Here is a 25516-nt window from a genome sequence, read left to right as displayed (position 1 = left end):
CGGCGGCGGCGGGAGTTTCGGTGCACACCATCAATGAGCGCGGGCATCAGCAGCACGGCAAGACGGACCGGCTGGTGGTGCCCGCACCCAGGGCGGCCGCGAAGCGGGCGCCCCTCACCGTCGGCGTGGAGGAGGAGTTCCTGCTGGTCGACTACCGCACCCGGCGGGTGTCGCCGCGCGCACCGCAGGTGCTGGCCGCGGCGTCCGACCGGCTGCCCGGGCTGCAGGCGGAGATCACTCAGTTCCAGCTGGAGACGGCCACGCCGATCTGCCACAGCATGGCCGAGGTTCGCGAGAACATCGTTGCCAGCAGGGAAAACCTCGCCGCCCTGGCGCGCCGGCACGGGCTGCGGCTGGCCGCCACCGGCACGCCCGTGCTCGGCCGCGCCGCGCCGCCACCGCTCACCGACAGCGCCCGCTACCAGCAGATGGCCACCGAGTTCGGCGCGGTCACCGACGGGCTGTCGATCTGCGGATGTCACGTGCACATCGGCATTTCCGGGCCGGAGGAAGGGATTCGGGCCAGCAATTACCTGCGGCCGTGGCTGCCGGTGCTGCTGGCGCTCAGCGCCAATTCCCCGTTCTGGGAGGGCCGGGACACCGGCTACGCGAGCTGGCGCTACCTGGTGTGGGCGAGCTGGCCCACGTCCGGGCCGCCGCCGGTGTTCGAGTCGCCCGAGCAGTACGAGCACGCCCTGCGGTCGCTGCTCCAGGCCGGCGCGGCCATGGACCGGCACATGGCGTACTGGGACATCCGGCTCTCCCAGCGCCATCCGACCATCGAGGTGCGGGTGTGCGACGTCGCCGCGACCGCCGACGAGGTCGTGCTGATCGCGGCGCTGACCCGAGCGATGGTCGCAATGGCGCTGGAGGACACCCGGCCGCCGCTGGCCATGCCGCACCACCTGCTGCGGGCCGCCGGCTGGCGCGCCGCCCGCGACGGGCTCGACGGCAGCTGCGTCAACCCCGTCACCGGACACACGCTGCCCACGCCCGTGCTGGCCCGCCAGCTCATCGGCCGGGTGCGGCCGGCGCTGGAGGACGCCGGCGACCTCGACCTCGTCCTGGACCTGCTGGAGTCGTTGGTGGCCAAGGGATGCGGCGCGACCCGGCAGCGGCGGGCGTTCGGGCGCAACGGCAAGCTCACCGACGTGGTGGACCTGCTGACCGCCCAGACCGCCGGCGCGGACGAACTGGTGTGAGCCTCACTCGCCGGTGGTGCCGTCGGCGAATTCCCTGAGCACGTCCAGATGTCCCACGTGACGCGCGGTCTCCTGCACCAGGTGCGTCAGCAGCCAGCGCACCGTCTTGTCGTCGTCGATGCTCGACTTGTCACCCGCTTTCTTGCCGGCCAAGGCCTGCTGGGAGAGCGCCCACTGCGCCCGGTACTCCGCCACCACGGATTCCGGCGTGTCCTGTTCGGACAGACGGAAGTCGATGTCCCGATCGGGGCTCTCCCAGCGGTTCGGCACGTCCATGCCGCCGCCCACCCAGGACAGCCAGTAGCGCTCGACCGAGGTGAGGTGGCGGATCAGGCCCAGCATGCTGAACACCGGCGAGGCCGGGAACGGCGTGGCCGCCGCCTGCTCGCGGTCCAGCCCGGCCAGCTTGTTCACCGCGGTGATGCGGAGAAAGGTCAGGAACTCGGTGAGCAGCGTCAGCTCGTCGGCGGCGTCCGTGGCCGGCCATTCGCGCGGCAATTCGCTCGAACTCATGTTCGATACGGTAACATTGGGTCAGGTCGTGACTGGCGAGGGTGGGCTACCACCGGGGAGCGGCCGGGACCGGATGCGAGCGTCGACCGCCTGGGCGCCTCCGTCAGCAGAGGAGCTGAGGAGGCAGCGATGGAGTTCCGCTACGGCCTGAACCCGCAACAGGCCGCCGAGTACGAGGGATCGGCGGTCAGAGTCCTCAACGGGCAGCCGTCGTACATCAACATGCTGGACGCCCTGAACGCGTGGCAGCTGGTCCGGGAGGCGTCCCGGGCGCTGGGCCGGATCGTCGCCACGTCGTTCAAGCACGTCTCCCCCGCCGGCGCCGCGCTGTCCGGCACCATCGACCAGGTCACCGCCGAGCTGTACGGCATGGACGGGCTCGGCCCCGTGGCCAGCGCCTACCTGCGGGCCCGCGACGCCGACCCCAAGTCGTCCTACGGGGACTTCGCCGCCGTGTCCGCGCCCGTCGACGCCGAGCTCGCCGCCCTGCTCAGCGCGGTCGTCTGCGACGGCATCGTGGCGCCCGGCTTCGAGCCCGGCGCCGTGGCCACGCTGAGCGCCAAGAAGGGCGGCCGCTTCCTCGTCGTCGAGGCCGACCCGGATTTCGTTCCCCCGCAACGGGAAACCCGCGAGGTCTTCGGCATGCGGCTGACCCAGGACCGGGATCCGGTGCCGCTGTCGCGGTCCCTGTTCGGCGCCGACCTGCCCTCGGCCGCCGTCGACGACCTGCTGCTGGGCATGGCCGTGCTGCGCTACACCCAGTCCAACTCGGTCTGCTACGTCCGCGACGGCGTGACGCTGGGCATCGGCGCCGGGCAGCAGTCCCGGGTGGACTGCACCCGGCTCGCCGGCAGCAAGGTCGACATCTGGTGGCTGCGGCGGCATCCCGCCGTGCGGGTGCTGCTCGACGTCGCCCCCGGCACCCGGCGGCAGGACCTGGTCAACGAGCAGATCCGGTACATCGAGGAGGACCTCACCGCCATCGAGCGCGCCGAATGGCTCCAGCGGCTGACCGGCGTCTCCTTCGCCTCCGACGGCTATCTGCCGTTCCGCGACAACGTCGACCACGCCGCCCGGCACGGCGTCCGGTACATCGCCGAACCCGGCGGCTCCATCCGCTCCGACGAGGTCGCCGAGGCGTGCCGCAAGCACGGCATCCACCTCACCCGCACCGACCTGCGGCTGTTCCACCACTGATCCGCGCTTTCCTTGCCCTTTCAGGCATTCGCATGATCAAAACCGTTAATGATCACGGCCTGAACGGCGTCGCGCAGGCTTGTGCTGTCACCACCACACTGGAGGGAACAGCATGAAGTTGCAGCTCGTGGCGGCAGCGGCGGCGGCCTTGGCCGCCGCCGTGGTCCCCACCGTCGCGTCCGCCCAGGGCGCGCCCGCCGCGCCGCACAGCGCGCAGGCCGGCGTCACCATCACGTCGCCGGCCGGCGGCCTGTGCCTGACCATCGCCGAGGCCAACAACTTCCACGGCGCCGAGGTCGACATGGAGAACTGCACCGGCGCGCCCAACCAGCGCTGGAGCCACCAGCCCGGCGGGCTCGTCGTCAGCGACCTGACCCCCGCGGCGGGCCAGCCGCAGCTCTGTCTGGACGACCGGTGGAACAACCCGCGCGCCGGGGCGGCCATCGACGTCTACGACTGCCACTCGGACTGGCCGGCCGAGCGGTGGACGTTCGACGGCAGCCACGAGCACAACGCCAACGGCCTGTGCCTGGACATCACCGACGCGAACCCTCTCCAGGGGGCGGCCGTCAAGCTGTTCGGGTGCACGGGGGTGAACAACCAGAACTGGCACGAGGGCTGAGGTAACCTGCTCGACTCCCCCGTGCCCGCGACCCTAGGGTGGCGGGCATGGGGGATTACGAGTCTCTGGTGACGGCCGCGGCGGAGGTTCCGTTGCACGGCTGGGATTTCGGCTGGCTGTCCGGACGGGCGGTGGGCGCGGAGCCGTCGTGGCACTACGCCGAGCTGGCCTGCAAGATGCTCGTCGACGCCGATCGGGTGCTGGACATCGACACCGGCGGCGGCGAGCTGCTGGCAGCGCTGGGCCCACCCGCCGGTCGGACCTGGGCCGCCGAGGGGTGGCCGCCGAACGTGCCCGTGGCGCGGGAACGGCTGGCGCCGCTGGGGGTCACGGTCGTCGCCACGGAAGAACTTCCCTTTCCTGACGGGGAGTTCTCCGTGGTGCTGAACCGTCACGGCCGCTTCGACGCCGCGGGCCTGGCCCGGGTGCTGGCCGCCGGCGGCACCCTGCTCACGCAGCAGGTCGGCAGCGAGGACTGCTCGGGTGTCAACGAGGCCCTCGACGCGCCGGTCACCGCGAAGCGCTGGAACCTGGACGTGGCAACGGAAGCGCTGACCGCCGCCGGGCTGGACGTCGTCGATGCCGTCGAGGAGTTCCCGGTGCTCGCCTTCCACGACGTCGGCGCGCTCGTCTACCAGCTGCGGATGGTGCCGTGGCAGGTGCCGGACTTCACCGTCGACCGGTACGACCCGGCCCTGCGCCGGCTGCACGCCCGTATCGAATCGGACGGGCCCTTCGAGGTCCGCACGCACCGATTCCTGGTCAGGGCCGTGCTTCCGCGTGCCGGCGGATCGTCTTGAGCATGCGGCCGACGACCTGCCGGTGGGCGCCGCTGCTGATCACCAGGGCGCGGTAGACGGAGCCGAGCAGGCCGGGGAAATCGGCCAGGGACCGGGCGGCCAGCACGGTGCCGCCCGGCTCCTCGGTCAGGGTGAAGATGAGCTCGTAGTGGGAGAAGCGATGCCGGCCGACGAGGCGGATCAGCTGCTCCGGCACCACCTCGGCGGCGGCGAAGCCCGGCAGCGTCGAGCCGGTCTCGAACGGCCCGCCGCTGGCGCGACGCGGTTCGGTGCCGAGCACCGCCGACAGCGCCGAGGTGCCCAGGCTGCGGGTGATCCCCTCGACCAGCGCCGCCCACACGGCCGCGGCCGGCGCGGCCACCGGCTCGCGGTGTTCGTCGATGAACGGAAGTTCCACGGTGTGCCCCCTGAAAGGCCACCGGCCCCTCCGGTCGGAGGGGCCGGTGACGACACCGTTTCACAACTCTCAGACGGTGAAGCCCAGGGCGCGCAACTGGTCACGGCCGTCGTCTGTGATCTTCTCCGGCCCCCACGGCGGCATCCACACCCAGTTGATGCGGAAGTCGCTGACCACGCCGCCGCCCGGGCCGGCGGTCAGCGCCGACCGGGTCTGGTCCTCGATCACGTCGGTCAGCGGGCACGCCGCCGAGGTCAGCGTCATGTCCAGGGTGGCCACGTTGTCGTCGTCCAGGTGGATGTCGTAGACCAGGCCCAGGTCCACCACGTTGATGCCCAGCTCGGGGTCGACCACGTCGCGCATGGCCTCCTCGATGTCCTCCAGCGACGGCCGGTCGGCCTTCACCGGCGCCTCGGGCAGCGCCTCGGCGGTCCGGGCCACGTCCTCGGTCACCGGTTCATCATCCTCTCGGTCCGCCTGCGGCGGGATGTCAGTTCGGTCAGGTCGAGCTCGATCGGGAACGGCAGGTCGAGGACGACCCTGCCGGTCGCCGACGACGATCCCACCGTCAGCGAGACCGGCGGCGTGGGAACCACCATCCAGTAGTGACGGATCCCCGCCTCAGCGTATTCCAGCCGCTTGCGACCGGTGTCGGCCTCCCGCGTGCCAGGTTCCATGATCTCTATCGCGACGAGCACGTCGGCGGCGGCCAGCTGCTCGGCGTTCCAGTCGATCGCATTGCCGTCGACGACGACGATGTCGGGCACGCGAACGCAGGCCGGGAAGGCGGGCCGAGTGATCACCTCGACCGCCGGCAGCACCTCCCAGGGCTCGGGCAATTGCTCCTGCAGCGCAAGCGCGAGCTTCGTGGCCACGAACTGGTGCCGGGGTCCCGGGTTCGGTCCGACGAGCATCACGCCGTCTTCGAGCTCGAAACGGCAGCTGGTGTCCTCGGGGAGTGCGGTCCACTCCCCGAGGGTCCACAGCCGAGTCGTCACGCACCGTCTCCGTCGACGACGCGGGCGACCGCGTCCTTGAACGCCATCCAGCCGAGCAGGGCGCACTTGACCCGCGCCGGGTACTTGGCGACGCCGGCGAACGCGACGGCGTCCTCCAGCACGTCCTCGTCCGGCTCGATCTTGCCGCGGCCCTGCATCAGCTCCACGAACACGTCCAGCGTGCCGAAGGCGTCCCCGACCGTGCGGCCGATCACCAGGTCGGTGAGCACGGAGGTGGAGGCCTGGCTGATGGAGCAGCCCTGGCCGTCGTAGGACACGTCGACGACCTTGGCGTCGGCGCCCTCGCCCTCCAGGTGCACCCGCACGGTCACCTCGTCCCCGCAGGTGGGGTTGACGTGGTGCACCTCGGCCTCGTACGGGTCGCGCAGGCCGCGATGATGCGGGTTCTTGTAGTGATCCAGGATGATCTCCTGGTACATCTGCTGAAGCTGCATCAGGCGTTCACCCCGAAGAACCGCTGCGTCTCCCGCACGCCGTCGAGCAGGGCCTGCACGTCGGCGAGGTCGTTGTACACGTAGAAGGTGGCGCGCACGGTGGCGGCGGCGTCGAGCTTGCGGTGCAGCGGCCACGCGCAGTGGTGGCCCACCCGGACCTCGATGCCGAGGCTGTCGAGGACCTGCCCGGCGTCGTGGGCGTGCACACCCTCGACGACGAACGACACGGCGGAGCCACGGTCCACGTTCTCGGTCGGGCCGACGATCCGCACGCCCGGGATCTCCTGGAGCCCGGCCAGGGCGGCGCCGGTGAGCTCGTGCTCGTGGGCGGCGACCCGGTCCATGCCCAGCAGCCGCAGGTAGTCCACGGCCGCGCCGAGGCCGATGGCCTGCGACGTGTTGGGCACGCCGGCCTCGAACCGCTGCGGCGGCGGCGCGAAGGTCGAACGGTCCATGAACACCTGCTCGATCATCGAGCCGCCGGTGATGAACGGCGGCATCGCGTTGAGCAGCTCGAACCGCCCGTAGAGCACGCCGATGCCCGACGGACCGAGCATCTTGTGCCCGGAGAAGGCGGCGAAGTCCACGCCCAGCGCCCGGAAGTCGACCGGCCCGTGCGGCACCGACTGGCAGGCGTCCAGCACGGTCAGCGCACCGACCGACTGGGCCTTGGCCACCAGCACCGACACCGGGTTGACGGTGCCGAGCACGTTGGACTGGTGGGTGAAGGCGACGACCTTGGTCCGCGGCGTGATCACATCGTCCAGTTCGGACAGATCGAGCCGGCCTTCCTCGGTGACGGAGAACCACTTCAGCGTGGCCCCGGTGCGCTGCGCCAGCTGCTGCCACGGCAACAGGTTGGCGTGGTGCTCCATCTCCGTCACGACGATCTCGTCGCCGGGGCCGAGCACGAAGCGCCTGGCCGCCGGGTCGTCGGAGAACGCCGCGTTGCCGAAGGCGTAGGCGACCAGGTTGATGGATTCGGTGGCGTTCTTGGTGAACACGATCTCGTCCACGCCGGCCCCAACGAAGTTCGCGATCTTCTCGCGGGCGTCCTCGTAGAGGTCCGTGGCCTCCTCGGCCAGCTGGTGCGCGCCGCGATGCACGGCCGCGTTGGCCGTCTCCACGTACTGGCGCTCGAAGTCGAGCACCTGCCGGGGGCGTTGCGACGTGGCGCCGGAGTCCAGGTAGACCAGCCGTTTGCCCTCGCGCACCGTGCGGGCCAGGATCGGGAAGTCGGCCTTGAGTGCGGCGACGTCCAATGGTGCAGCGGTGGTGGTCACTGCCGGCGCCTCCTCGCGTTCAACGGACACATCACAACAGGTGCAACGTCAGGAGACCTGCGCGGCTTCCTGCTTGCCGGTGTACTTCACGTAACCCTCGTCCTCCAGGCGCGCGGCCAGCTCGGCGCCGCCGGACTCGACGATCCGGCCGCCGGCGAAGACGTGCACGAAGTCGGGGGTGATGTGCTTGAGGATGCGGGTGTAGTGCGTGATCAGCATGACGCCGGACTCGCCGTTGGCCCGGAAGCGGTTCACGCCCTCGGAGACCACCCGCAGCGCGTCCACGTCGAGGCCGGAGTCGGTCTCGTCGAGGATGGCGATCTTCGGGTTGAGCAGCGCCAGCTGGAGGATCTCGTGCCGCTTCTTCTCGCCGCCGGAGAAGCCCTCGTTCACGCTGCGCTCGGCGAACGACGGGTCGATCTCCAGCTCCGACATGGCGTTCTTGACTTCCTTGACCCAGTGCCGCACCTGCGGCGCCTCGCCGCGGACGGCGGTGGCGGCGGTGCGCAGGAAGTTCGACATGGACACGCCGGGCACCTCGACCGGGTACTGCATGGCCAGGAAGATGCCGGCGCGGGCGCGCTCGTCGACGGCCATCCCCAGCACGTCCTCCCCGTCGAGCAGGATCTCGCCCGAGGTGACCTCGTACTTGGGGTGGCCCGCGATCGCGTACGACAGCGTGGACTTGCCGGAGCCGTTGGGGCCCATGATGGCGTGCGTCTCGCCGGCCTTGATCGTCAGGTCCACGCCCTTGAGGATCTCCTTGGGGGCGTCGTCGGTGACGACCGAGACGTGCAGGTCCTTGATCTCCAGGGTGGCCATCGGTTCTTCGTTCTCCTGTGTGGCGGTTAGAAACAGAAAGTCAGTTTGTTCGGTGGTCCGGGTCGACGAGCACGTCGTCGCCGGCCACGGTCACCGCGTACACGGCCACCGGCTCGGTGGCGGGCGGCGAGGACGGCGCGCCGGTGCGCAGGTCGAAGCACGACCCGTGCAGCCAGCACTCCAGGCCCCTGCGGGTGAGCTCGCCCTCGGCCAGGGCGAGCTCGGCGTGCGTGCACTCGTCACGCAGCGCGTGCACCTCGTCGCCGCGGCGCACCAGGACGATCGGCGTGTCCGCCAACTCCACCGGGAACGGCTTGCCGTCCTCCAGTTCGGCCAGCGAACACGCCCGAAGCATCGTCACGCCCCCACGGCCTGGAGCTCGGCCTCGATCGCGGCCTCCAGGCGCTCCCGCACCTCGGGCACGTCGATCTTCTGGAGCACCTCGTGGAAGAAGCCGCGCACGACCAGCCGCCGCGCCTGGTCCACCGGGATGCCCCGGGCCTGGAGGTAGAACAGCTGCTCGTCGTCGAACCGGCCGGTGGCGCTGGCGTGCCCGGCGCCCTCGATCTCGCCGGTCTCGATCTCCAGGTTCGGCACCGAGTCGGCACGCGCCCCGTCGGTGAGCACCAGGTTCCGGTTCAGCTCGTAGGTGTTCGTGCCCTCGGCCGCCGCGCGGATCAGCACGTCGCCGATCCACACCGTGTGCGCGCCCTCGCCCTGCAACGCGCCCTTGTAGACGACGTTGCTGCGGCAGTTGGACACCGCGTGGTCGACGAAGGTGCGGTGCTCCAGGTGCTGGTCGGCGTCGGCGAAGTACAGGCCGGTCAGCTCGGCGTCGCCGCCCTTGTCGCCGTAGGTGACGGTCGGGCTGACCCGCACCAGGCTGCCGCCGATGGTGACGACGGTGTGCTTGAGCGTCGCGTCCCGGCCCAGCTTGGCCAGGTGCGCGCCCACGTGCACGGCGTCGTCGGCCCAGTCGTGCACGACGACCACGGTCAGCTTCGAGCCGTCGAGGGCGACGATCTCCAGGTTGTCGGCGTACGTGCCGGAGCCACGGTAGTCGACGACCACCACGGCCTCGGCGAAGGCCTCGGCGCGCAGCTGCACGTGCCCGTAGGCCGCGTTGCCCTCGCCGGGACCGGTGACGGTCACGATCGTCGGGCTGGTCGTCCTCGTCTCCTTGGGGAAGGTGACGACGGTGGCCTCGGTGAAGGCCGACCACGCCTGCGCGGACACGCGGTCCGCCGGCACGCCGCCCTCGCCGATGCGCTTGTCGTCGCGGGCGACGCGCTCGACGCGCACCTCCGGCGACTCCTTGACGTCCACGGAGGCCGAACCGCCGGCCGCCGCCGTGCCGTTGTGCAGGCCGTTCAGCCGCTTGAGCGGCGTGAACCGCCAGTCCTCCTCGCGGCCGCCGGGCACCTCGAAGGCGTCGACGTCGTAGGAGGTGAAGCGGTCACCGCGCGAACTCTGGGGGACAACTGGCTCCCCCTTGGAGACGTCACCGTGCGAGTGCTCGGTCAACCCGTGCTGCTCGGTCGTTGGGTTGGCCATGTCAGCCGACGGCCCCTTCCATCTGCAGTTCGATCAGGCGGTTCAGCTCGAGCGCGTACTCCATGGGCAGCTCGCGGGCGATCGGCTCGACGAAGCCGCGCACCACCATGGCCATCGCCTCGTCCTCGGTGAGGCCGCGGGACATCAGGTAGAACAGCTGGTCCGCGCTGACCTTGGAGACGGTGGCCTCGTGGCCCATGGACACGTCGTCCTCGCGGACGTCCACGTACGGGTAGGTGTCCGACCGGCTGATCTGGTCCACCAGCAGCGCGTCGCACTTCACCGTGGAGGCGGAGTGGTGCGCGCCCTTGTTCACCCGGACCAGGCCGCGGTAGGAGGTGCGGCCGCCGCCGCGGGCCACCGACTTCGACACGATGGTCGAGGAGGTGTGCGGCGCCAGGTGCACCATCTTCGCGCCGGCGTCCTGGTGCTGGCCCTCGCCGGCGAACGCGATGGAGAGCACCTCGCCCTTGGCGTGCTCGCCCATCAGGAACACCGACGGGTACTTCATCGTCACCTTGGAGCCGATGTTGCCGTCGATCCACTCCATGGTCGCGCCCTCTTCGGCCTTGGCGCGCTTGGTGACCAGGTTGTAGACGTTGTTCGACCAGTTCTGGATGGTCGTGTAGCGGCAGCGGCCGCCCTTCTTGACGATGATCTCCACGACCGCGGAGTGCAGCGAGTCGGAGGAGTAGATCGGGGCGGTGCAGCCCTCGACGTAGTGCACGTACGCGCCCTCGTCGACGATGATCAGCGTCCGCTCGAACTGGCCCATGTTCTCGGTGTTGATCCGGAAGTAGGCCTGCAGCGGGATCTCCACGTGCACGCCCTTGGGCACGTAGATGAACGAGCCGCCGGACCAGACCGCCGAGTTCAGCGCGGAGAACTTGTTGTCGCCGGACGGGATCACCGAGCCGAAGTACTCCTGGAAGAGCTCCGGGTGCTCCTTGAGGCCGGTGTCGGTGTCCAGGAAGATGACGCCCTGGCGCTCCAGCTCCTCGTTGATCTTGTGGTAGACCACCTCGGACTCGTACTGGGCGGCCACACCGGCGACCAGGCGCTGCTTCTCCGCCTCCGGGATGCCCAGCTTGTCGTAGGTGTTCTTGATGTCCTCGGGCAGGTCCTCCCAGGTGGCGGCCTGCTTCTCCGTGGAGCGCACGAAGTACTTGATCGAGTCGAAGTCGATGCCGGAGAGGTCCGAGCCCCAGTTCGGCATGGGCTTGCGCTCGAAGAGCCGCAGGCCCTTGAGGCGGTGCTCGAGCATCCACTCGGGCTCGCTCTTCTTGGCCGAGATGTCCCGGACGACGTCCTCGTTCAGCCCGCGGCGAGCGCTGGCGCCAGCGACATCCGCGTCGGCCCAGCCGTACTCGTACTTGCCCAGGGTCTCCAGGGTTTCTTCCTGGGTGAGCGGCGTGGTCTGGGCCGTGGTGGGCGTGCGCTGCTCGGCAGCGGCAGTCATGCGAGTTCCCCTCCGTCCGGGGTGGGTGGTGTCGTGTTCGGGGTCTTACCTTGGGTCGGGAGCACCGGCACGTGGGTGGTGCACGCTGCGTCACCGCGGGCGATGGTCGCCAGCCGCTGCACGTGGACACCGAGCATGTCGGCGAACGCCGCCGTCTCGGCCTCGCACAGCTGCGGGAACTCGGCCGCGACGTGCGCCACCGGGCAGTGGTGCTGGCACAGCTGCTCCCCGGCGCCGACGTGCCGTGACGACGAAGCGTAACCCTCGCGGGTCAGCGCGGTGGCGAGGGCCTTGGCCCGCTCCGCCGGCTGGTTCGGCTCCGTCACCGCGTCGCGGTGCCGTTCGATCATGGCTTCGACCCTGCGCTCGGCGAAGGCCCGGACCGCCTGCTCCCCGCCGTTCTCGGCGAGGAAGCGCAGCGCCGCGACCGCCAGGTCGTCGTAGGCGTGCCCGAAGCGGGACCGGCCCGTCTCGGTCAGCAGGAAGAGCTTGGCCGGGCGGCCGCGCCCCCTGCGCCCACGCAGCGGCGCGTCCCTGGTGGCCGCTTCACCGTCGGCCAGCAGGGCGTCCAGGTGCCTGCGCACGGCGACGTGGCTCAGTCCCAGCTCGTCGGCGACGTCGGCCGCGGTGACCGGTCCCCGTTCGAGCAGCAGCCTCGCCACCGCCTGCCGGGTGCGGCCGTCCGCCGGCTGCGGCGGCGCCGCACCCTGCGTCTGATCGCTCCCGACGTTTTTCACAACACAAGTGTTGCCTATTTCGATCGGTACAGCAAAGCCAGGGGGGCTTTGACACCACGCTGAGTGACTCGCCTCACACCCGAGCGGGTGACGGCGGCCCGCTCTTCTGCCACATGCGCTTCCTACTTGGCGCCTGACGCCACATGGGAAGCGCATGTGAAAAAAAGGGGCGCCAGCCGGGTGACGGGTGTTGAGGTGGGGCTCACGCGCGGGTGGATACGCTGCCTGGGTGTTGGCGGCCAAACTTCGCGAGCTGGTGACCGGGTCGGTCGGTGAGACCTCGCCGCCCGGACTGGTGCCGGTCGAGGACGCGCCGCTGCGGCTGGACCGGGCGGAGCGCCGCCAGCTCCAGGTGATCCGGCGGTTCGGCACGATCGGCTCGCTGCTGCTGGCCTGCGGCGGCCTCGGCGCGGGCGCCTCGCCCACGATCAACCCGCTACTGGACACGCCGGTGCTGGGCATCTTCTCCCGCATCCCGACGGTGGCGATGGCCAGCGCCTTCTCCGGAATGCTGATGATCGTGCTGGCCTGGCTGTGGCTGGGCCGGCTGGTGTGGCCGGGCCGCCCGCGCATGCTGTCGCGCGCGCAGATGGACCGCACGCTGGTGATGTGGACGATCCCGCTGATCCTGGTGCCGCCGATGTTCAGCCAGGACGTCTACAGCTACCTCGCGCAGAGCGCGGTGGTGCAGCGCGGCCTGGACCCGTACACGGTGGGCGCGGCGCAGGCGCTGGGGCCGGACAACTTCCTGGCCCGCAACGTGCCGACGATCTGGCGGGACACGCCCTCCCCGTACGGCCCGCTGTTCCTCACGGTCGGCCGCGCGATCACCGGCATCGCCGGCGACAACATCGTGGTCGGCATCCTGCTGGAGCGGGTGCTGGCGCTGATCGGCCTGGGCCTGATCGTGTGGGCGATCCCCCGGCTGGCACGCCGGTTCCAGATCCCGCCGGTGGCGGCGATCTGGCTGGGCGCGGCCAACCCGCTGGTGCTGTTCCACCTGGTCGTCGGTGTGCACAACGAGGCGCTGGCGATCGGCCTGATGCTGGCCGGCTTCCACGTCGCGATCAAGCACCTGCCCCGCGTCAGCCCGGGCGACGAGATACCGCCGTGGTCACGCCGCGAGCTGGTCGGCATTCTCGCCGGCGCGACGCTGATCACGATGGGCGGCGGCGTCAAGGTGCTGGCGCTGGTGGCGCTGGGCTTCGTCGGCGTGATGATCGCCCGGCGCCGGGGCGGCGGCCTGCCGCAGCTGCTCAAGGCGGCCGGCGCGATGGCGGCGGTCGGCGTCGCCGTGATGACGTTGATCACGGTCATCAGCGGCCTGGGCTGGGGCTGGCTGGGCACGCTCAACGGCGGCACGATCATCATCAGCTGGCTGTCCCCCGTGACGCTGGTCGCGCTCGGCGGCGTCGCCCTGGGCATCCTGTTCCAGCTCGGCAACCACGTCGACGCCACCGTCGGCGCGGCCCGGGCCATCGGCTGGGTGGGCTTCGCCTGCTCGGGCGTGATCCTGCTGTGGCAGGCCTACCGCGGCCGGCTGTCGGCGATGGCCGGGCTGGGCCTGTTCCTGGTCTGGTTCGTCGTGCTGGGCCCGGTCGTTCAGCCCTGGTACCCGCTGTGGGCGATCATCCCGCTGGCCACGGCCAAGGCCAGCAAGCGGTTCCGGCTGTGGGTGACGGTGTTCAGCGCGCTGATCGCCCTGGTCACCCCGCCGACCGGGTCGACATTCGACGGCCGGGCGTTCCTCATCCCGACCGCCGCCGCGGCCGCGCTGATCCTGGTCGGCCTGCTGTTGTTGCTGGTGCGCGGCAAACTCCCCGAACGTGAACCCCGAGGTGAACTGACCGTGACCCCCGCCACCGTGGAGCCCTGCGGATGAGCCCCACGAGCCTGCGCTCGGGCCACCCCCTAGGCTCGACAGTCGTGACCGCACACCCGACCACCCCGGCTGTCGAGGTGTCGGGCCTGGTGAAGCGCTACGGGTCCACCGTCGCGGTGAACGGCCTGGACCTGAGGATGGACCGCGGCAGCGTGCTCGCCCTGCTGGGCCCGAACGGCGCCGGCAAGACCAGCACCGTCGAGCTCTGCGAGGGCTTCCTGCGTCCCGACGGCGGTACGGTCCGCGTGCTCGGCCTGGACCCGATTCGTGACGGCGCGGCGCTGCGCGCGCGGATCGGCGTGATGCCCCAGGGCGGCGGCGCGTACCCCGGCGTGCGGACCGAGGAGATGCTGCGGCTGGTGGCCGCCTGCGCCGCGAACCCGCTCGATCCGGCCTGGCTGCTGGACGTGCTGGGCCTCAGCGCCGCGCGCCGCACCCCGTACAAGCGGCTCTCGGGCGGCCAGCAGCAGCGGCTGTCGCTGGCCTGCGCGCTCGTCGGCCGGCCGGAGCTGGTGTTCCTGGACGAGCCGACGGCCGGCCTGGACCCGCAGGCCCGCCGCCTGGTCTGGGACCTGGTGCAGGCGCTGCGGTCCGACGGCGTCGGCGTGCTGCTGACCACGCACCTGATGGACGAGGCGGAGACGCTGGCCGACCAGGTGGTGATCGTCGACCACGGCCGCGTGGTGGCCAGCGGCACCCCGCGCGAGCTGACCAGCAGCGGCTCCGCCGAGCAGCAGCTGCGCTTCCGCGCCCGGCCGGGCCTGGACACCAAGCTGCTCGTGGACGCGCTGCCGGAGAACTGCAAGGTCGACGAGGTCGGCCCCGGCTCCTACCTGGTCGCCGGCTGCATCGACCCGCAGGTCGTCTCCACGGTCACGTCCTGGTGCGCGCAGCAGGGCGTGCTGGCCGAGGAGCTCCGGGTGGCCCGCCGCAGCCTCGAGGACGTCTTCCTGGAGCTGACCGGACGGGAGCTGCGCTCGTGACTGAGTCAATTCCCCGGGCCTTCCCACCCGGCACATTCACCCCCGCCCCCGGTCGAGGAAAACTCGGCCGGATGCTGTTGGCGCAGGCCCGCACCGAGGCGGCTCTGGCGCTGCGCAACGGCGAACAGGTGCTGCTGACCCTGCTGATCCCGCTGGCGCTGCTGATCGGCCTGACGCTGCTGAAGATCGTGCCGCTGTCGGAGCCGCGCGTGAACGCCGTGACGCCGCGGATCCTGGCGCTGGCGGTGATGTCCTCGGCGTTCACCGGGCAGGCCATCGCGCTGGGCTTCGACCGCCGCTACGGCGTGCTCAAACGCCTTGCGGCCACGGCGATCCCGCGCTGGCTGCTCGGCGCCGGCCGGGTGCTGGCGGCGCTGACGATCGTCGCGATCCAGGTGATCGTGCTGGGCGTCGTCGCCGCGCTGCTGGGCTGGGCGCCGGAACTGAGCGGCGTCGCCTGGGCGGTCGTGCTGGTGCTGCTGGGCACGATCGCGTTCGGCGCGCTGGGCGTGCTGCTCGGCGGGGCGCTGCGCGCGGAGATCGTGTTGGCGGTGGCCAACATCGTGTGGTTCGTGCTGCTGCTGGCCGGCGGCATCGCGCTGCCGCCGAGTTCGCTGCCGGGCGGCCTGGGCGCGGTCGTCGAACTGCTGCCGTCCGGGGCGCTCGCCGACGCCTTGAACACCGTGCTGACCCGGGGCGGCGCGCCGGGCTGGCAACCGGTGCTGGTATTGATCATCTGGGCGGCCGCCGCGGGCGGCATCGCCACCAGGACCACCCGGCTGACCTGACCCGAGAGGGCCCCTCCCCGACTTGAGCACGACGACTGTGGAACAACGCGAAGAAGAACCGTCCCTGGCCAGAGCCAGCGGCTCCATGGCCGTGGCGACCCTGGTCAGCCGCATCACGGGCTTCGTCTCGAAGCTGCTGCTGGCCGCCGTGGTCGGCTTCAGCGCCAAGGCGATCAACGACTCGTACACGGTGGCCAACACCGTGCCCAACATCATCTACGAGCTGCTGCTCGGCGGCGTCCTGACCAGCGTGGTGGTGCCGCTGCTGGTGCGGGCCCGGCACGAGGACCCCGACGGCGGCGAGGAGTACACGCACCGGCTGCTCACCGTCAGCTTCACCATGCTGATCGGCATGACCGCGCTCGCGGTCGCCGCCGCGCCGCTGCTGACCAAGCTGTTCGTGGACGACGCCAGCGGCAACTCCAACCCCGCGCTGGTGACCGCGTTCGCCTACCTGCTGCTGCCGGAGATCCTGTTCTACGGCATGTTCGCGATGGTGGGCGCGATCCTCAACACCCGCAACATCTTCTCGCCGCCGGCGTGGGCGCCGGTGTTGAACAACGTGACGCTGCTGATCACCATCGGCGCGTACTTCGTGCTGCCGGGCGACATCTCCACCGACCCGGTCCGCATCACCGACTTCAAGCTGCTGCTGCTCGGCCTCGGCACCACGCTCGGCATCGTCATCCAGGCGGTCGTGTTGCTGCCGCCACTGCTGCGCACCGGCTACCGGCCGCGCTGGAAGTGGGGCTGGGACAAGCGGCTGTCCGAATTCGGCGGGCTGGCGCTGTGGGTCGTCGCGTACGTGGTGGTCAGCCAGGTCGGCTACATCACCATCACCCGCGTCGGCACCAACGCCGCCACCGGCAGCATCTCCGTGTACACGTACTCGTGGCTGCTGGTGCAGATGCCGTACGGCGTGCTGGGCGTGTCGCTGCTGACGGCGATCATGCCGCGGATGAGCAAGGCCGCCGCCACCAAGAACATCCCGGCGCTGCTGGACGACCTCTCGCTGGGCAGCCGGATGTCGGCGGTGATGCTGGCCCCGATCAGCGCCCTGATGACCGTGCTGGGGCCGGCGCTGGCCGTGGGCATCACCGTGTTCGGCAAGGGCGGCTCGGACGCCACGCGGCTCGGGCTGGCGATCACCGCCTCCTCGTTCGGGCTGCTGCCGTACGCGCTGACCATGTTGCAGATGCGGGTCTTCTACGCGATGAAGGACGCCCGCACGCCGACCGTGATCAACGCGGTGATGATCGCCCTGAAGGTGCCGGTCTGCCTGCTGGCGGCGTCGATCCTGCCGCCGTCGCAGGTCGTGTTCGGCCTGACGTTCTCCGACGCGATCAGCTTCAGCCTCGGCATGCTGGTCGGGGAATTGTTGCTGCGTAAGCGATTCGGTCGGCTGGGCAGCCGGCGGGTGGTGCGCACCTACGTCAAGGTCGGGGTCGCGGCGGTGTGGGGCGCGGCCGTGGCGCTGGTGATCGAGCTGGGTGTCCGGAAGTTCGTGCCGGGCGGCGTGCACGGGGCCGCCGGCGCGTGGCTTTCCCTTGTCGGGGGTGGCGTCCTGGGCCTGCTCGCGGCGTTCGGCATGATGGCGCTGCTACGGGTGCACGAACTCCGCCCCGCCCTGGACAAGATCGCCTCTTTCGTCCGGCGGTGATGCAGGGAAGGACGCCTTACCCGCGCTGAACGAGGGTAAGGCGTCCTTCCCTGCATAGATCAGAAGGCGCCGAGGCCGTTCGGGGTGCCGAGACCGGTCGGGCCGTCGTAGCCGGCCTTGGCGGTGCACAGGTACGTGCCGCCGCAGCTGCCGTTGGACCCGCTGGTCACGTCGAACAATGAACCGGTGTGCGAGTACGCCAGCGAGGCCGGGGTGCTGCCCGCCGCCGGGCGGCCGGCCAGTGCGTACACGGACGCGATGATCGGCGACGAGACACTCGTGCCGCCGAACACCAGGAAGCCGCTCTCGTTGAACGTGTCGTTGACGGCGACGCCGGTGGCCGGGTCGGCGACCGCGGAGACGTCGGCGACGGTGCGGCGCGCGCAGCCGGTGTCGTGCTGCCAGGTCGGCTTCGCCTCGAACCGCGAGCAACCGGAACCCGCGCCGCTCCACGCGGTTTCGCTCCAGCCGCGGGCCGTGGACGCGGTGCGCAGGCTGGTGCCGCCGACGGCCGTGACGAACCGGGAGGCCGCCGGGTACTCCACGCCGAAGCCGGAGTCACCGGAGCTGGCGGTGACCGCGATCCCCGGGTGGTTGAAGAAGGCGTCGCCGGAGGTCTGCTCGCCGTTGAACTCGCCGCCGCCGTAGCTGTTGGAAATCGCCACCGCGCCGAGCCTCGCGGCCGTGTTCACCGCGGTGCCCAGGTTGTTGAAGGACGCGGAACTGGCCTCCACCAACAGGATGTGGCACTGCGGGCAGATCGCCGACACCATGTCGACGTCCAGCGAGATCTCCTCGGCCCAGCCGGTGTCGCTGGCCGGCAACGGGCTGGCGGCCCCGTTCTGGTTGAGCTTGCGGAAGCAGCCGTTGGCCGTGGTGCACGCCGGCAGCCCGAAGGTCGACCGGTAGGTGCCCAGGTCCTTCTCGGCGTTCGGGTCGTCCATGGCGTCCACGATCGCCACGGTCAGGCCGGCGCCGCCGGCCGTCGGCAGCTTGTACGCGGCGTGCAGGTTCGCGGGGCTCAGGCCGGCAGGGGCGGCCGGCGCGAACGAGCGGGCGCCGGAATCGGTGCGCACCAGGGCGTTGCAGGCGGCGAAGCCGGGCGCCGGGGTGGTGTTGCAGGCATGCGTCGTCGTGATGGTCGGCAGGGGTTGGGCCTGTGCGGCAGTCGCGCCGCCCAGCGCCGTCACACCGGCCCACAGTGTGACGGCGGCAAGGATTCTCAGGGCTTTCGAGGTCACCGGTTACCTCCACAGGGAGCGGGACGAAGCTCCCTGACCGTAAGGAGACGGCTACCGTGCGCCAATGAGGGAAAACCCGCTCCCTACCCTCGAACCGGACGAAACGCCGGGCGGGTGACCCCGCCCGGCGCTGACCGTCAGAAGGCTCCTGTGCCGTTCGGCGTACCCAGACCCGTCGGACCGTCGTAACCCGCCTTCGCGGTACATAGGTAAGTGCCGCCGCAGCTTCCGTTCGAACCGCTCGTCACGTCGAACAGCGACCCCGTGTTGGCGTAAGCCAGCGACGCCGGGACGCTCGTGCCGGCGAAGCTGCCCAGGGCGTAGACCGAGGCGATGATCGGCGACGCGACGCTCGTGCCGCCGAAGACCAGCCAGCCCGACTCGCCGTACGTGTCGTAGACGGCGACGCCGGTGGCCGGGTCGGCCACCGCGGACACGTCCGCGACGGCGCGCCGCGAGCAGCTGGTGTCGTGCTGCCAGCTGGGCTTCGCCTCGTACGCGGAACAGCCGGAACCCGCGCCGCTCCAAGCGGTTTCGGTCCAGCCACGGGTGCCGCTGCCGGTCTTGAGGCTGGTGCCGCCGACCGCCGTGACGTAGCGGGAGGCCGCCGGGTACTCGACGCCGTAACCGGAGTCGCCGGAGCTGACGGTGATCGCCACACCCGGGTGGTTGTAGTAGGTGTCGTAACTGGTCGTCTCCGCCGAGGACTCGCCGCCGCCGTAGCTGTTGGACACGGCGTTGGCTCCCAGCTTGACCGCCTCGTTCACGGCCGTGCCGAGGTTGACGTAGGAGGGGCTCGTGGCCTCCACCAGCAGGATGTGGCACTGCGGGCAGATCGCCGACACCATGTCGATGTCCAGCGAGATCTCCTCGCTCCAGCCGGTGTCGCCGGTAGGGTAGCTGGTGCCGCCGGTCTGGTTGACCTTCTTGAAGCAGCCGTTGGCCGTGGTGCAGGCCGGCAGGCCGAAGGTCGACCGGTAGGTGCCCAGGTCCTTCTCGGCGTTCGGGTCGTCGTAGGCGTCGACGATCGCGACCGTCTTGCCGGCGCCGCCGGAGGCGGACAGCTTGTACGCCGCGTCCAGGTTGGCCGGGCTCAGACCGGACGGGGCCGCCGGCGAGAACGCCCGGGCTGCCGCGTCGGTGCGGCGCAGGGCGTTGCAGGCCGCGTAGCCGGGGGCCGGCTTCGCGGCGCAGGAGTGGACGGTGGTGACGCCGGTCGGCTGCGCCATGGCGGCCGCGCCGGTCATCGCCATCGCCGCGCCGGCCATCGCGGCAACCGCTAGCAGGGAACGGAATTTCACAGGGACCTCCACGCAGGGTGTGGGGGTTGAGCACGCTCCGTCAGAGTGGAAGCGCTTCCCCAACGTAGGCATCCGACTGCGGAGAGCCAACGAGGGAAATCCCTCGTCCGATCACCCCACCCCTACATCCGGACAAACGGCCCGTGTGGGACTGACGAGACGGACCAGACCCGGGTGGTGGCAGCGTTGTCGGCGGCTTCCGCGCCGGCGCACGCAGCCCGGGCGACCCGGGCCGGTCCGCGCTGACCGCCGGCTCGGGCTGCCGCGCGGTCGGCGTCCTCCCGCCGGCGCTCTCGACGTGGGCCCCGTGGCCCGGTGCCGGGCCGCCCACCGAGCGGTCCTACCATCGACTCGTGTCAACCCCCTCGCTGCTGTCCCGCGTCCCGTCCCCCAGCCGCGCCGTGCAGCGCCTCATCACCGGGGCCGCCGTCGTGACGCAGGCGGGCATCGCGGTCACCGGCGCGGTCGTCCGGGTCACCGGCTCCGGGCTCGGCTGCACCACGTGGCCGCAGTGCCAGCCCGGCAGCCTCGTGCCGGTCGCGGACCCGGTCGGCGGCCAGGCGCACCAGTGGATCGAGTTCACCAACCGGCTGCTCGGCGGCGGGCTCGGCGTCGTGTCGGCGCTGTGCGTGCTGATGGCGCTGTTCGCCAAGCCGCTACGCCGACGGGTCCTCGTGCTGGCGCTGATGATGCCGCTGGGCGTGGTGGCGCAGGCGGTCATCGGCGGCATGACCGTGCTGACCGGTTTGCAGTGGTGGGTGGTGGCGCTGCACTTCCTGGCGTCCATGCCGTTGATCTGGCTGGCCGTCCTGCTGTTCAAGGCCGTCGGCGAGGGTGACGAGAAGCCCCGCCCGCTGCTTCCCCGGCCACTGCTCGGTTTGCAGCTGGCTCAGGCCGTGATGGTCGGTGTGATCCTGATCGCCGGCACGCTGGTGACGTCCGCCGGCCCGCACTCCGGCGACATCCACACGCCGCGGCTCGAACTGCCCATCTCGGCGCTGGCCCAGGCCCACGCCGATCTCGTGTTCCTGCTGATGGGCTCGCTGTTCGCGCTGGGCTTCGGCATGCGGATCAAGGACGCCACCCGCGACCAGTGGCGGCGCTACTGGGTGCTCGTCGCGGTGGTGCTGGCCCAGGGCGTGGTCGGCCTCGTCCAGTACTGGACCGGCGTGCCGGACATCCTGGTCCTGGTCCACGTCCTCGGCGCCACCCTGGTCCTGGTCGCCGGCGCCTCCCTCTGGACCGCCAGCCGCACCCGCGGCCCCGCCCCGGTCGCCACCCGCCCGGAGCCGGCCACCACCCCCGAACCCGAACTAGCCACCCACTGACCCCCGCGAGTTCGCCCAGAAATCGAACACAGCGGGGCACACCGAATGTCGTTCTGGGGCAGATCCGAACTGCCCGGTCTCGTTTGTGCCTGAAACCGGATTTCGGTGTGCCTGACAGCGTGACTCGCGGGGGTTCAGGTGCGGGGTGGGAGGGGGCGGCGCTGCCAGACGGCGGGGAGTTCGTCGGCGAGCCAGCCGTACATCTCGTCGATGTTGCGCAGGCGCTGGGCCCGCTGCGGGTCGCCGCTGAGCAGGCGCAGGCCGGCCGCGGTCAGCTCGCGGGTGCCGGCCAGGGCGCGCAGCCGGCGGTCGATCATGTCGTTCCAGCCCTGCTCGTTGAGCCGGTACTCGGCGGCCTGCCGGCCGCGGCGGGTGGTCTTGGTGACGACGCCGAGGTTGATCAGCAGCCGCACGTTGGTGCTGATCGAGCCGCTGCTGGCCTCCAGCTCCTCGGACAGCTCGGCCGCCGTGCGCTCCACCGGGTCGCACACCAGCAGGTACGCCAGGATCCGGCCGCCGATCAGCGGGATGCCCTCCGGCACGAAGTGCGCCGCCATCCGCTCGATCCACGCCGACAGCTGGCTCTGCGTCGCCACGCCATCCACCCCCACCGATCGACTTCAATCGACACTGAAGCCCCAGTGTAGGAGGTGAAAGCTAAGCGTGGTCGGCGACACGCTCGACGGACCGCATGGTCGCGGCGGCGTCGGCGTCCCGGGTGGTCAGCGAAACGGCCGCGGCGAGCAGCGCGAACGTGGCCGCGGTGAGGAAACCGGCGTGGTAGGCGATCGGACCCGGCCCCTCGCCGTCCGAACCGAGCGCGGCGACCACCGTGCTCAGGCCGGCGACGCCGGCGGCCGAGCCGAGCTGCCGGCCCACGTTGTACAGCGCGGACGACTGGCTGAGCGACTCCGTCGGCATGGTGGCGAAGGCGGCGGTCTGCGTCGGCATGAAGACGAACCCCATGCTCACGCCGGCCAGGAACATCAGCGCCACGATCTGCCACCGCGGCGTGTCCAGGCCGATCAACGCCATCCAGCCCACCACCGCCGCCAGCCCCAGCAGCCCGACCAGCTGGAGCCGGCGCGGACCGACCCGCGGGTAGACCCGCGCGATGACCTGGAGGCAGATCACCACGCCGACCGCCTCGGGAAACGTCGTGAGCCCCGACTCCAGCGGGTCGAAGCCGCGAACCGTCTGGAGGAACTGCGGCATCAGATACAGCACGCCGAGAAACGCCGCCGTGCTCAGGAAAAGCACCGACGAGCTGGTGCGGAACGGCCGGTTGCCGAGCAGCCGCAGGTTCAGCACGGGCGTCTCGGTCCGCAGCTCCACCAGCACCAGCGTGATCAGCAGCGCGACGCCGAGCGCCCCCGTGACGAGCACGTCCGGCCGGTCCCAGCCGCGCTCCGGCCCCTCGCTCAGCGCGTAGATCACCGCGCCGAAACCGCTGCCGGACAACAGGAATCCCGCCACGTCGAAGCGGCGCGCGAGCGCCGGCGACGATCCGGTCAGGAACAGCAGCCCGAACAGGAACGCCGCCGCCCCGATGGGGATGTTGACGTAGAACACGTACCGCCAGGACAGCCGCACCGTGAGCAGGCCGCCGATCACCGGCCCGGACGCCGGCGCGAAGATCGTGGCCAGGTTCATCATCCGGGTCAGCCGGGGCCGCTCCACCGGCTCGAACACGCGCAGCACCATCGCCATGCCGACCGGCACGAGCATGCCGCCGCCCGCGCCCTGCACCACCCGGAACACCACCAGCGCCGGCAGGCTCTGCGCCAGCCCGCACAGCGCCGACGCCGCCACGAACAGCGCCAGCGACGTCAGGAACACCCGCTTCTCCCCGAAGCGGTCGGCGAGCCAGCCGGAGACCGGCATGAACACGGCGAGGCTGAGCAGGTAGCCGATGATCACCGCGTGCCCCTGCTCCGGCTGCACCTGGAACTGACGGGCGATGGACGGCAGCGTGACGTTGACCACCGTGCTGTCCAGGATCGACATGAACACCGCGGCGACGTACACGACGGGCACGACGATCTTCTGGCTCAGCTGCGGCACTGCTCCCCCTCCGGCGTCGTTCCTCCCGCACCTTACGCACCGGAACCGGGCGTCCTCACGAACGACGGCGCGCGGTCACGCGTGCAGGCCGACTTCGACCGCCAGGGCCTGATTGCCCACCTGGGCGCCCTCACCGGCGTGACTCGGCGACCCAGCGCCGGATCTCCCGCGCCGCCCGGTCGGCGACGGGATTGCCGGCGGGGCGGGTGACCAGGTCGCTGAGGGCGAACATGTCCATGACCCGGCCGAGGTACAGCCATTCCGCCGGCTCGTCGGCGAAGGCCGACTGGAAGCCGGCCACGAACTCTGACGGGTAGTCCGCGCCAAACCGCGTCATGTTGGCGGCGTCGGCGTACGGGCAGCCGGAGAAGCTGAACTCCCAGTCGAGAACGGCGTCGACGCGCCATCCGCCGCGGACGCGGGTGACGAGGATGTTCTTGGGGTTCAGATCGGCATGGACCAGGCGGGCGTCATCGTCGACGGCGGCAAGGGCCGGGGCGTGGCCCGCGCAGAGCGCCGCCCAGGCCGTGCGCGTGGCCGGGTCCAGCCGCGCGGCGGGCACGGCATCCATGCACCCGGCGGCGAACTCGGGAAGTTGTTGCGACCACGGGATTTGCGGCTTGACGTCGAGGTCGGCGTCGGCGAAGAACCCGGGACGGTCGAACGTCGTCGCGCCGATGGCCGCGGCGACCCGCCCGACCTCGACGCCGAGCGGCCCGAGGTCGGTCCCGGCGTCGTCGAGCACCTCGCTCAGCGGGGTCCCGACCACGTACTCCAGCACCATCGCCGACCGCGAGCCCACCGACAGGACGTCGATCACCTCGGGCACGGGGACGTGCCGGCGCGCGGCCGCCATGACCGCGGCCTCGATCGCGTGGTCGGTGTCGCCGATCCGCACCACCACCGGCCCGCTCGCCAACGTGAGCAGCGACGTCTCGTGGGAGAACCCACCGGCCAGCACCCGCGTCCCGACGACCGGGCTGCCCAGCGCCGCCGCCACCTGCTCCAACTCGCTCACGTGCCGAATCTATCGACAGGACGCGGCGGGCGAACCGCCACAAGATTGCCGCTCGATTTCGTGGTCACGGATCACCACATCCCGTACTCTGGTGCAGTCCAGGACTTCCTGGCGCCGCGGGTGATTCGGGGGGAACACCATGCCAGCAGCAGTCGTCGTGGCCAGACTCGAGGCCACCTCCTTCGCGCAGCCGTGCCTCGACCGGACAGCCGCGGACATCACCACCGAGCGCCGCTTCGAGCGGCCCTAGGCGCACGCCTGCCGCTCCGCGTCGATCGCGAACCGGCGAGTGTCCGCGCGCGACACTCAGCTTTCGGCGGCAGGACCACGAAGTGCATGCAGGACAGCCGATTCGGCTGCGCATGCCGCCGCGCGCCCACCACGCCAACCAGCGTCCCGCGCTGGATGGGTTCACACTCAGGAAAGGCAATGATGAAGAAGGTATTCTCCGCGCTCGCGGTCATGACACTGGGCGGCTCCGTGCTGGCCGCAGGCGTCGGCACGGCTTCGGCGGCGCCCACCGCGTCGGGGTCTGCACACACGCACAAGGTGGCGAGATCCACCGCGGCGGCGCACGGCAAGGCGGCTCCGTTCGCGTCGGTCGCCAAGCCGGACGCGTCGGTGAACCCGAAGTTCGTGAAGCCGAACGCGAACGAGGCGCCGGTCACGAAGATCTACAACTTCGACAACTACGGTGTGCTGGACGCCGACACGGAGACCATCCGCGACAACGGCACCAGCGTCGCACTGTGGCCCGACGCCGGCGCCGACGCGTCGAACCAGCAGTGGACGATCGCCGGCACGGACACCGCCGGCCTGTACAAGATCGTCAACAACGCCAGCGGCCGCCCGCTCGACGCCGACCTGGACACCATCGGCGACAACGGCACGCACGTGCAGCTGTGGGACGACCTCGGCCCCGACCAGGCCAACCAGCTGTGGTGGCTGGTGGACACCGGCTACTACGACGTGCAGACCAACAACGAGCTGTTCAAGTGGGTCAACGCCGACAGCGGCCGGGTGCTGGACGCCGACGCGGACAACATCGGCGCCCCGGGCACGCCGGTGCAGCTGTGGGACGACCACGGCATCGAGGGGTTCAACCAGGACTGGGAGTTCTGAGTCCTCCTCGCCGTCTGACCGACGCGTGACAACCGAATGACCGACCACGGGGTGTGCGGCCGCCGGCCGCACACCCCGTGGCGTCCGATC

The 25516-nt window shown here is 70.9% G+C and carries 26 protein-coding genes and 1 riboswitch; of the genes, 10 read left to right on the top strand and 16 right to left on the bottom strand.

The features are described 5' to 3' along the window. The first annotated feature begins 20 nt into the window (after positions 1–20). On the top strand, positions 21–1202 hold the full coding sequence (locus tag BCF44_RS44950; protein ID WP_246016187.1) for a carboxylate-amine ligase: 1182 nt from the start codon (positions 21–23) through the stop codon (positions 1200–1202). A 3-nt stretch (positions 1203–1205) separates the two neighbouring features. On the opposite strand, the gene BCF44_RS44945 is transcribed toward BCF44_RS44950, so the two are convergent. Continuing rightward, positions 1206–1715 carry a DinB family protein gene (locus tag BCF44_RS44945; RefSeq protein WP_116180665.1) on the bottom strand — a complete coding sequence of 170 codons (510 nt, stop codon included), beginning with the start codon at positions 1713–1715 and terminating at the stop codon, positions 1206–1208. A gap of 18 nt (positions 1716–1733) precedes the next feature. Continuing rightward, positions 1734–1818: riboswitch (ZMP/ZTP riboswitch) on the top strand. A 26-nt stretch (positions 1819–1844) separates the two neighbouring features. On the opposite strand from BCF44_RS44945, the gene BCF44_RS44940 reads away from it, so the two are divergent. The 3 genes from BCF44_RS44940 (at position 1845) to BCF44_RS44930 (ending at position 4334) form a co-directional block, all read left to right on the top strand. Further along, positions 1845–2912 (top strand): 5-aminoimidazole-4-carboxamide ribonucleotide transformylase, encoded by a 1068-nt coding sequence (locus BCF44_RS44940; RefSeq protein ID WP_116180664.1) that lies wholly within the window; start codon positions 1845–1847, stop codon positions 2910–2912. A 112-nt stretch (positions 2913–3024) separates the two neighbouring features. Further along, a complete protein-coding gene (locus BCF44_RS44935) occupies positions 3025–3534 on the top strand; it encodes an RICIN domain-containing protein (RefSeq protein ID WP_116180663.1) in 510 nt (169 codons plus the stop codon). A 47-nt stretch (positions 3535–3581) separates the two neighbouring features. Beyond that, the gene (locus tag BCF44_RS44930) at positions 3582–4334 is read left to right on the top strand and encodes a class I SAM-dependent methyltransferase (RefSeq protein WP_211353524.1); all 753 of its coding nucleotides are present in this window, start codon (positions 3582–3584) and stop codon (positions 4332–4334) included. On the opposite strand, the gene BCF44_RS44925 is transcribed toward BCF44_RS44930, so the two are convergent. The 10 genes from BCF44_RS44925 to BCF44_RS44880 form a co-directional block, all read right to left on the bottom strand. Beyond that, positions 4297–4731 carry a hypothetical protein gene (locus BCF44_RS44925; protein ID WP_116180662.1) on the bottom strand — a complete coding sequence of 145 codons (435 nt, stop codon included), beginning with the start codon at positions 4729–4731 and terminating at the stop codon, positions 4297–4299. The two genes, BCF44_RS44930 and BCF44_RS44925, sit on opposite strands and share 38 nt — an antisense overlap. A 69-nt stretch (positions 4732–4800) precedes the next feature. Beyond that, positions 4801–5184, bottom strand: coding sequence for a metal-sulfur cluster assembly factor (locus tag BCF44_RS44920; RefSeq protein ID WP_116180661.1), 384 nt, complete (start codon positions 5182–5184; stop codon positions 4801–4803). Then, complete coding sequence (locus BCF44_RS44915; protein ID WP_170218094.1) at positions 5181–5729, bottom strand: Uma2 family endonuclease; 549 nt, start codon at positions 5727–5729, stop codon at positions 5181–5183. The genes BCF44_RS44920 and BCF44_RS44915 overlap by 4 nt, the downstream gene beginning before the upstream one ends. Then, on the bottom strand, positions 5726–6184 hold the full coding sequence (sufU, locus tag BCF44_RS44910) for a Fe-S cluster assembly sulfur transfer protein SufU (protein WP_116180659.1): 459 nt from the start codon (positions 6182–6184) through the stop codon (positions 5726–5728). Before sufU ends, BCF44_RS44915 begins: the two co-directional genes overlap by 4 nt. Then, complete coding sequence (locus BCF44_RS44905; RefSeq protein WP_116180658.1) at positions 6184–7467, bottom strand: cysteine desulfurase; 1284 nt, start codon at positions 7465–7467, stop codon at positions 6184–6186. The genes sufU and BCF44_RS44905 overlap by 1 nt, the downstream gene beginning before the upstream one ends. Before the next feature lie 48 nt (positions 7468–7515). Beyond that, the gene (sufC, locus tag BCF44_RS44900; RefSeq protein ID WP_116180657.1) at positions 7516–8289 is read right to left on the bottom strand and encodes a Fe-S cluster assembly ATPase SufC; all 774 of its coding nucleotides are present in this window, start codon (positions 8287–8289) and stop codon (positions 7516–7518) included. A 40-nt stretch (positions 8290–8329) separates the two neighbouring features. Continuing rightward, the gene (locus tag BCF44_RS44895) at positions 8330–8644 is read right to left on the bottom strand and encodes a non-heme iron oxygenase ferredoxin subunit (protein ID WP_116180656.1); all 315 of its coding nucleotides are present in this window, start codon (positions 8642–8644) and stop codon (positions 8330–8332) included. A 2-nt stretch (positions 8645–8646) separates the two neighbouring features. Then, entirely contained in the window at positions 8647–9843 is a 1197-nt protein-coding gene (gene sufD, locus BCF44_RS44890) for a Fe-S cluster assembly protein SufD (RefSeq protein WP_116180655.1), read from the bottom strand. Between the two features lies 1 nt (position 9844). After that, on the bottom strand, positions 9845–11302 hold the full coding sequence (gene sufB / locus BCF44_RS44885; protein WP_116180654.1) for a Fe-S cluster assembly protein SufB: 1458 nt from the start codon (positions 11300–11302) through the stop codon (positions 9845–9847). Beyond that, positions 11299–12039, bottom strand: a complete 741-nt coding sequence (locus tag BCF44_RS44880) for a helix-turn-helix transcriptional regulator (protein WP_116180653.1) — start codon at positions 12037–12039, stop codon at positions 11299–11301. Before BCF44_RS44880 ends, sufB begins: the two co-directional genes overlap by 4 nt. A gap of 229 nt (positions 12040–12268) precedes the next feature. On the opposite strand from BCF44_RS44880, the gene mptB reads away from it, so the two are divergent. From mptB to murJ, 4 genes are all read left to right on the top strand, one after another. Next, complete coding sequence (mptB, locus tag BCF44_RS44875) at positions 12269–13921, top strand: polyprenol phosphomannose-dependent alpha 1,6 mannosyltransferase MptB (RefSeq protein WP_246016186.1); 1653 nt, start codon at positions 12269–12271, stop codon at positions 13919–13921. Between the two features lie 44 nt (positions 13922–13965). Further along, complete coding sequence (locus BCF44_RS44870) at positions 13966–14904, top strand: ABC transporter ATP-binding protein (RefSeq protein ID WP_246016185.1); 939 nt, start codon at positions 13966–13968, stop codon at positions 14902–14904. Between the two features lie 71 nt (positions 14905–14975). Continuing rightward, complete coding sequence (locus BCF44_RS44865) at positions 14976–15692, top strand: ABC transporter permease (protein WP_116180651.1); 717 nt, start codon at positions 14976–14978, stop codon at positions 15690–15692. A 37-nt stretch (positions 15693–15729) separates the two neighbouring features. Then, positions 15730–17352, top strand: coding sequence for a murein biosynthesis integral membrane protein MurJ (gene murJ, locus BCF44_RS44860; protein ID WP_281283229.1), 1623 nt, complete (start codon positions 15730–15732; stop codon positions 17350–17352). 59 nt (positions 17353–17411) lie between these two features. Here murJ and BCF44_RS44855 read toward each other — a convergent pair whose 3' ends face one another. Both BCF44_RS44855 and BCF44_RS44850 read right to left on the bottom strand, forming a co-directional pair. After that, positions 17412–18593, bottom strand: coding sequence for a S53 family peptidase (locus BCF44_RS44855; protein WP_116180649.1), 1182 nt, complete (start codon positions 18591–18593; stop codon positions 17412–17414). 137 nt (positions 18594–18730) lie between these two features. After that, positions 18731–19894 carry a S53 family peptidase gene (locus BCF44_RS44850; RefSeq protein WP_246016184.1) on the bottom strand — a complete coding sequence of 388 codons (1164 nt, stop codon included), beginning with the start codon at positions 19892–19894 and terminating at the stop codon, positions 18731–18733. A gap of 353 nt (positions 19895–20247) precedes the next feature. On the opposite strand from BCF44_RS44850, the gene BCF44_RS44845 reads away from it, so the two are divergent. Further along, complete coding sequence (locus BCF44_RS44845; protein WP_116180647.1) at positions 20248–21222, top strand: COX15/CtaA family protein; 975 nt, start codon at positions 20248–20250, stop codon at positions 21220–21222. Between the two features lie 134 nt (positions 21223–21356). On the opposite strand, the gene BCF44_RS44840 is transcribed toward BCF44_RS44845, so the two are convergent. The 3 genes from BCF44_RS44840 to BCF44_RS44830 all read right to left on the bottom strand — a co-directional run bounded on the left by BCF44_RS44840 (position 21357) and on the right by BCF44_RS44830 (position 24304). Continuing rightward, positions 21357–21818, bottom strand: a complete 462-nt coding sequence (locus tag BCF44_RS44840) for a GbsR/MarR family transcriptional regulator (RefSeq protein ID WP_246016183.1) — start codon at positions 21816–21818, stop codon at positions 21357–21359. Between the two features lie 61 nt (positions 21819–21879). Continuing rightward, on the bottom strand, positions 21880–23286 hold the full coding sequence (locus BCF44_RS44835) for a DHA2 family efflux MFS transporter permease subunit (RefSeq protein ID WP_211353523.1): 1407 nt from the start codon (positions 23284–23286) through the stop codon (positions 21880–21882). Positions 23287–23416: 130 nt separating this feature from the next. Continuing rightward, positions 23417–24304, bottom strand: a complete 888-nt coding sequence (locus BCF44_RS44830) for a phosphotransferase family protein (RefSeq protein WP_116180646.1) — start codon at positions 24302–24304, stop codon at positions 23417–23419. Between the two features lie 429 nt (positions 24305–24733). On the opposite strand from BCF44_RS44830, the gene BCF44_RS44825 reads away from it, so the two are divergent. Continuing rightward, entirely contained in the window at positions 24734–25426 is a 693-nt protein-coding gene (locus BCF44_RS44825) for an RICIN domain-containing protein (RefSeq protein WP_170218093.1), read from the top strand. The last annotated feature ends 90 nt before the right edge of the window (positions 25427–25516 follow it).

It is taken from the genome of Kutzneria buriramensis (assembly GCF_003387475.1).
Lineage (GTDB): Bacteria > Actinomycetota > Actinomycetes > Mycobacteriales > Pseudonocardiaceae > Kutzneria > Kutzneria buriramensis.
Note: the sequence above shows the minus strand (reverse complement) of the source record. Positions and strands in the feature narration are given on the sequence as shown.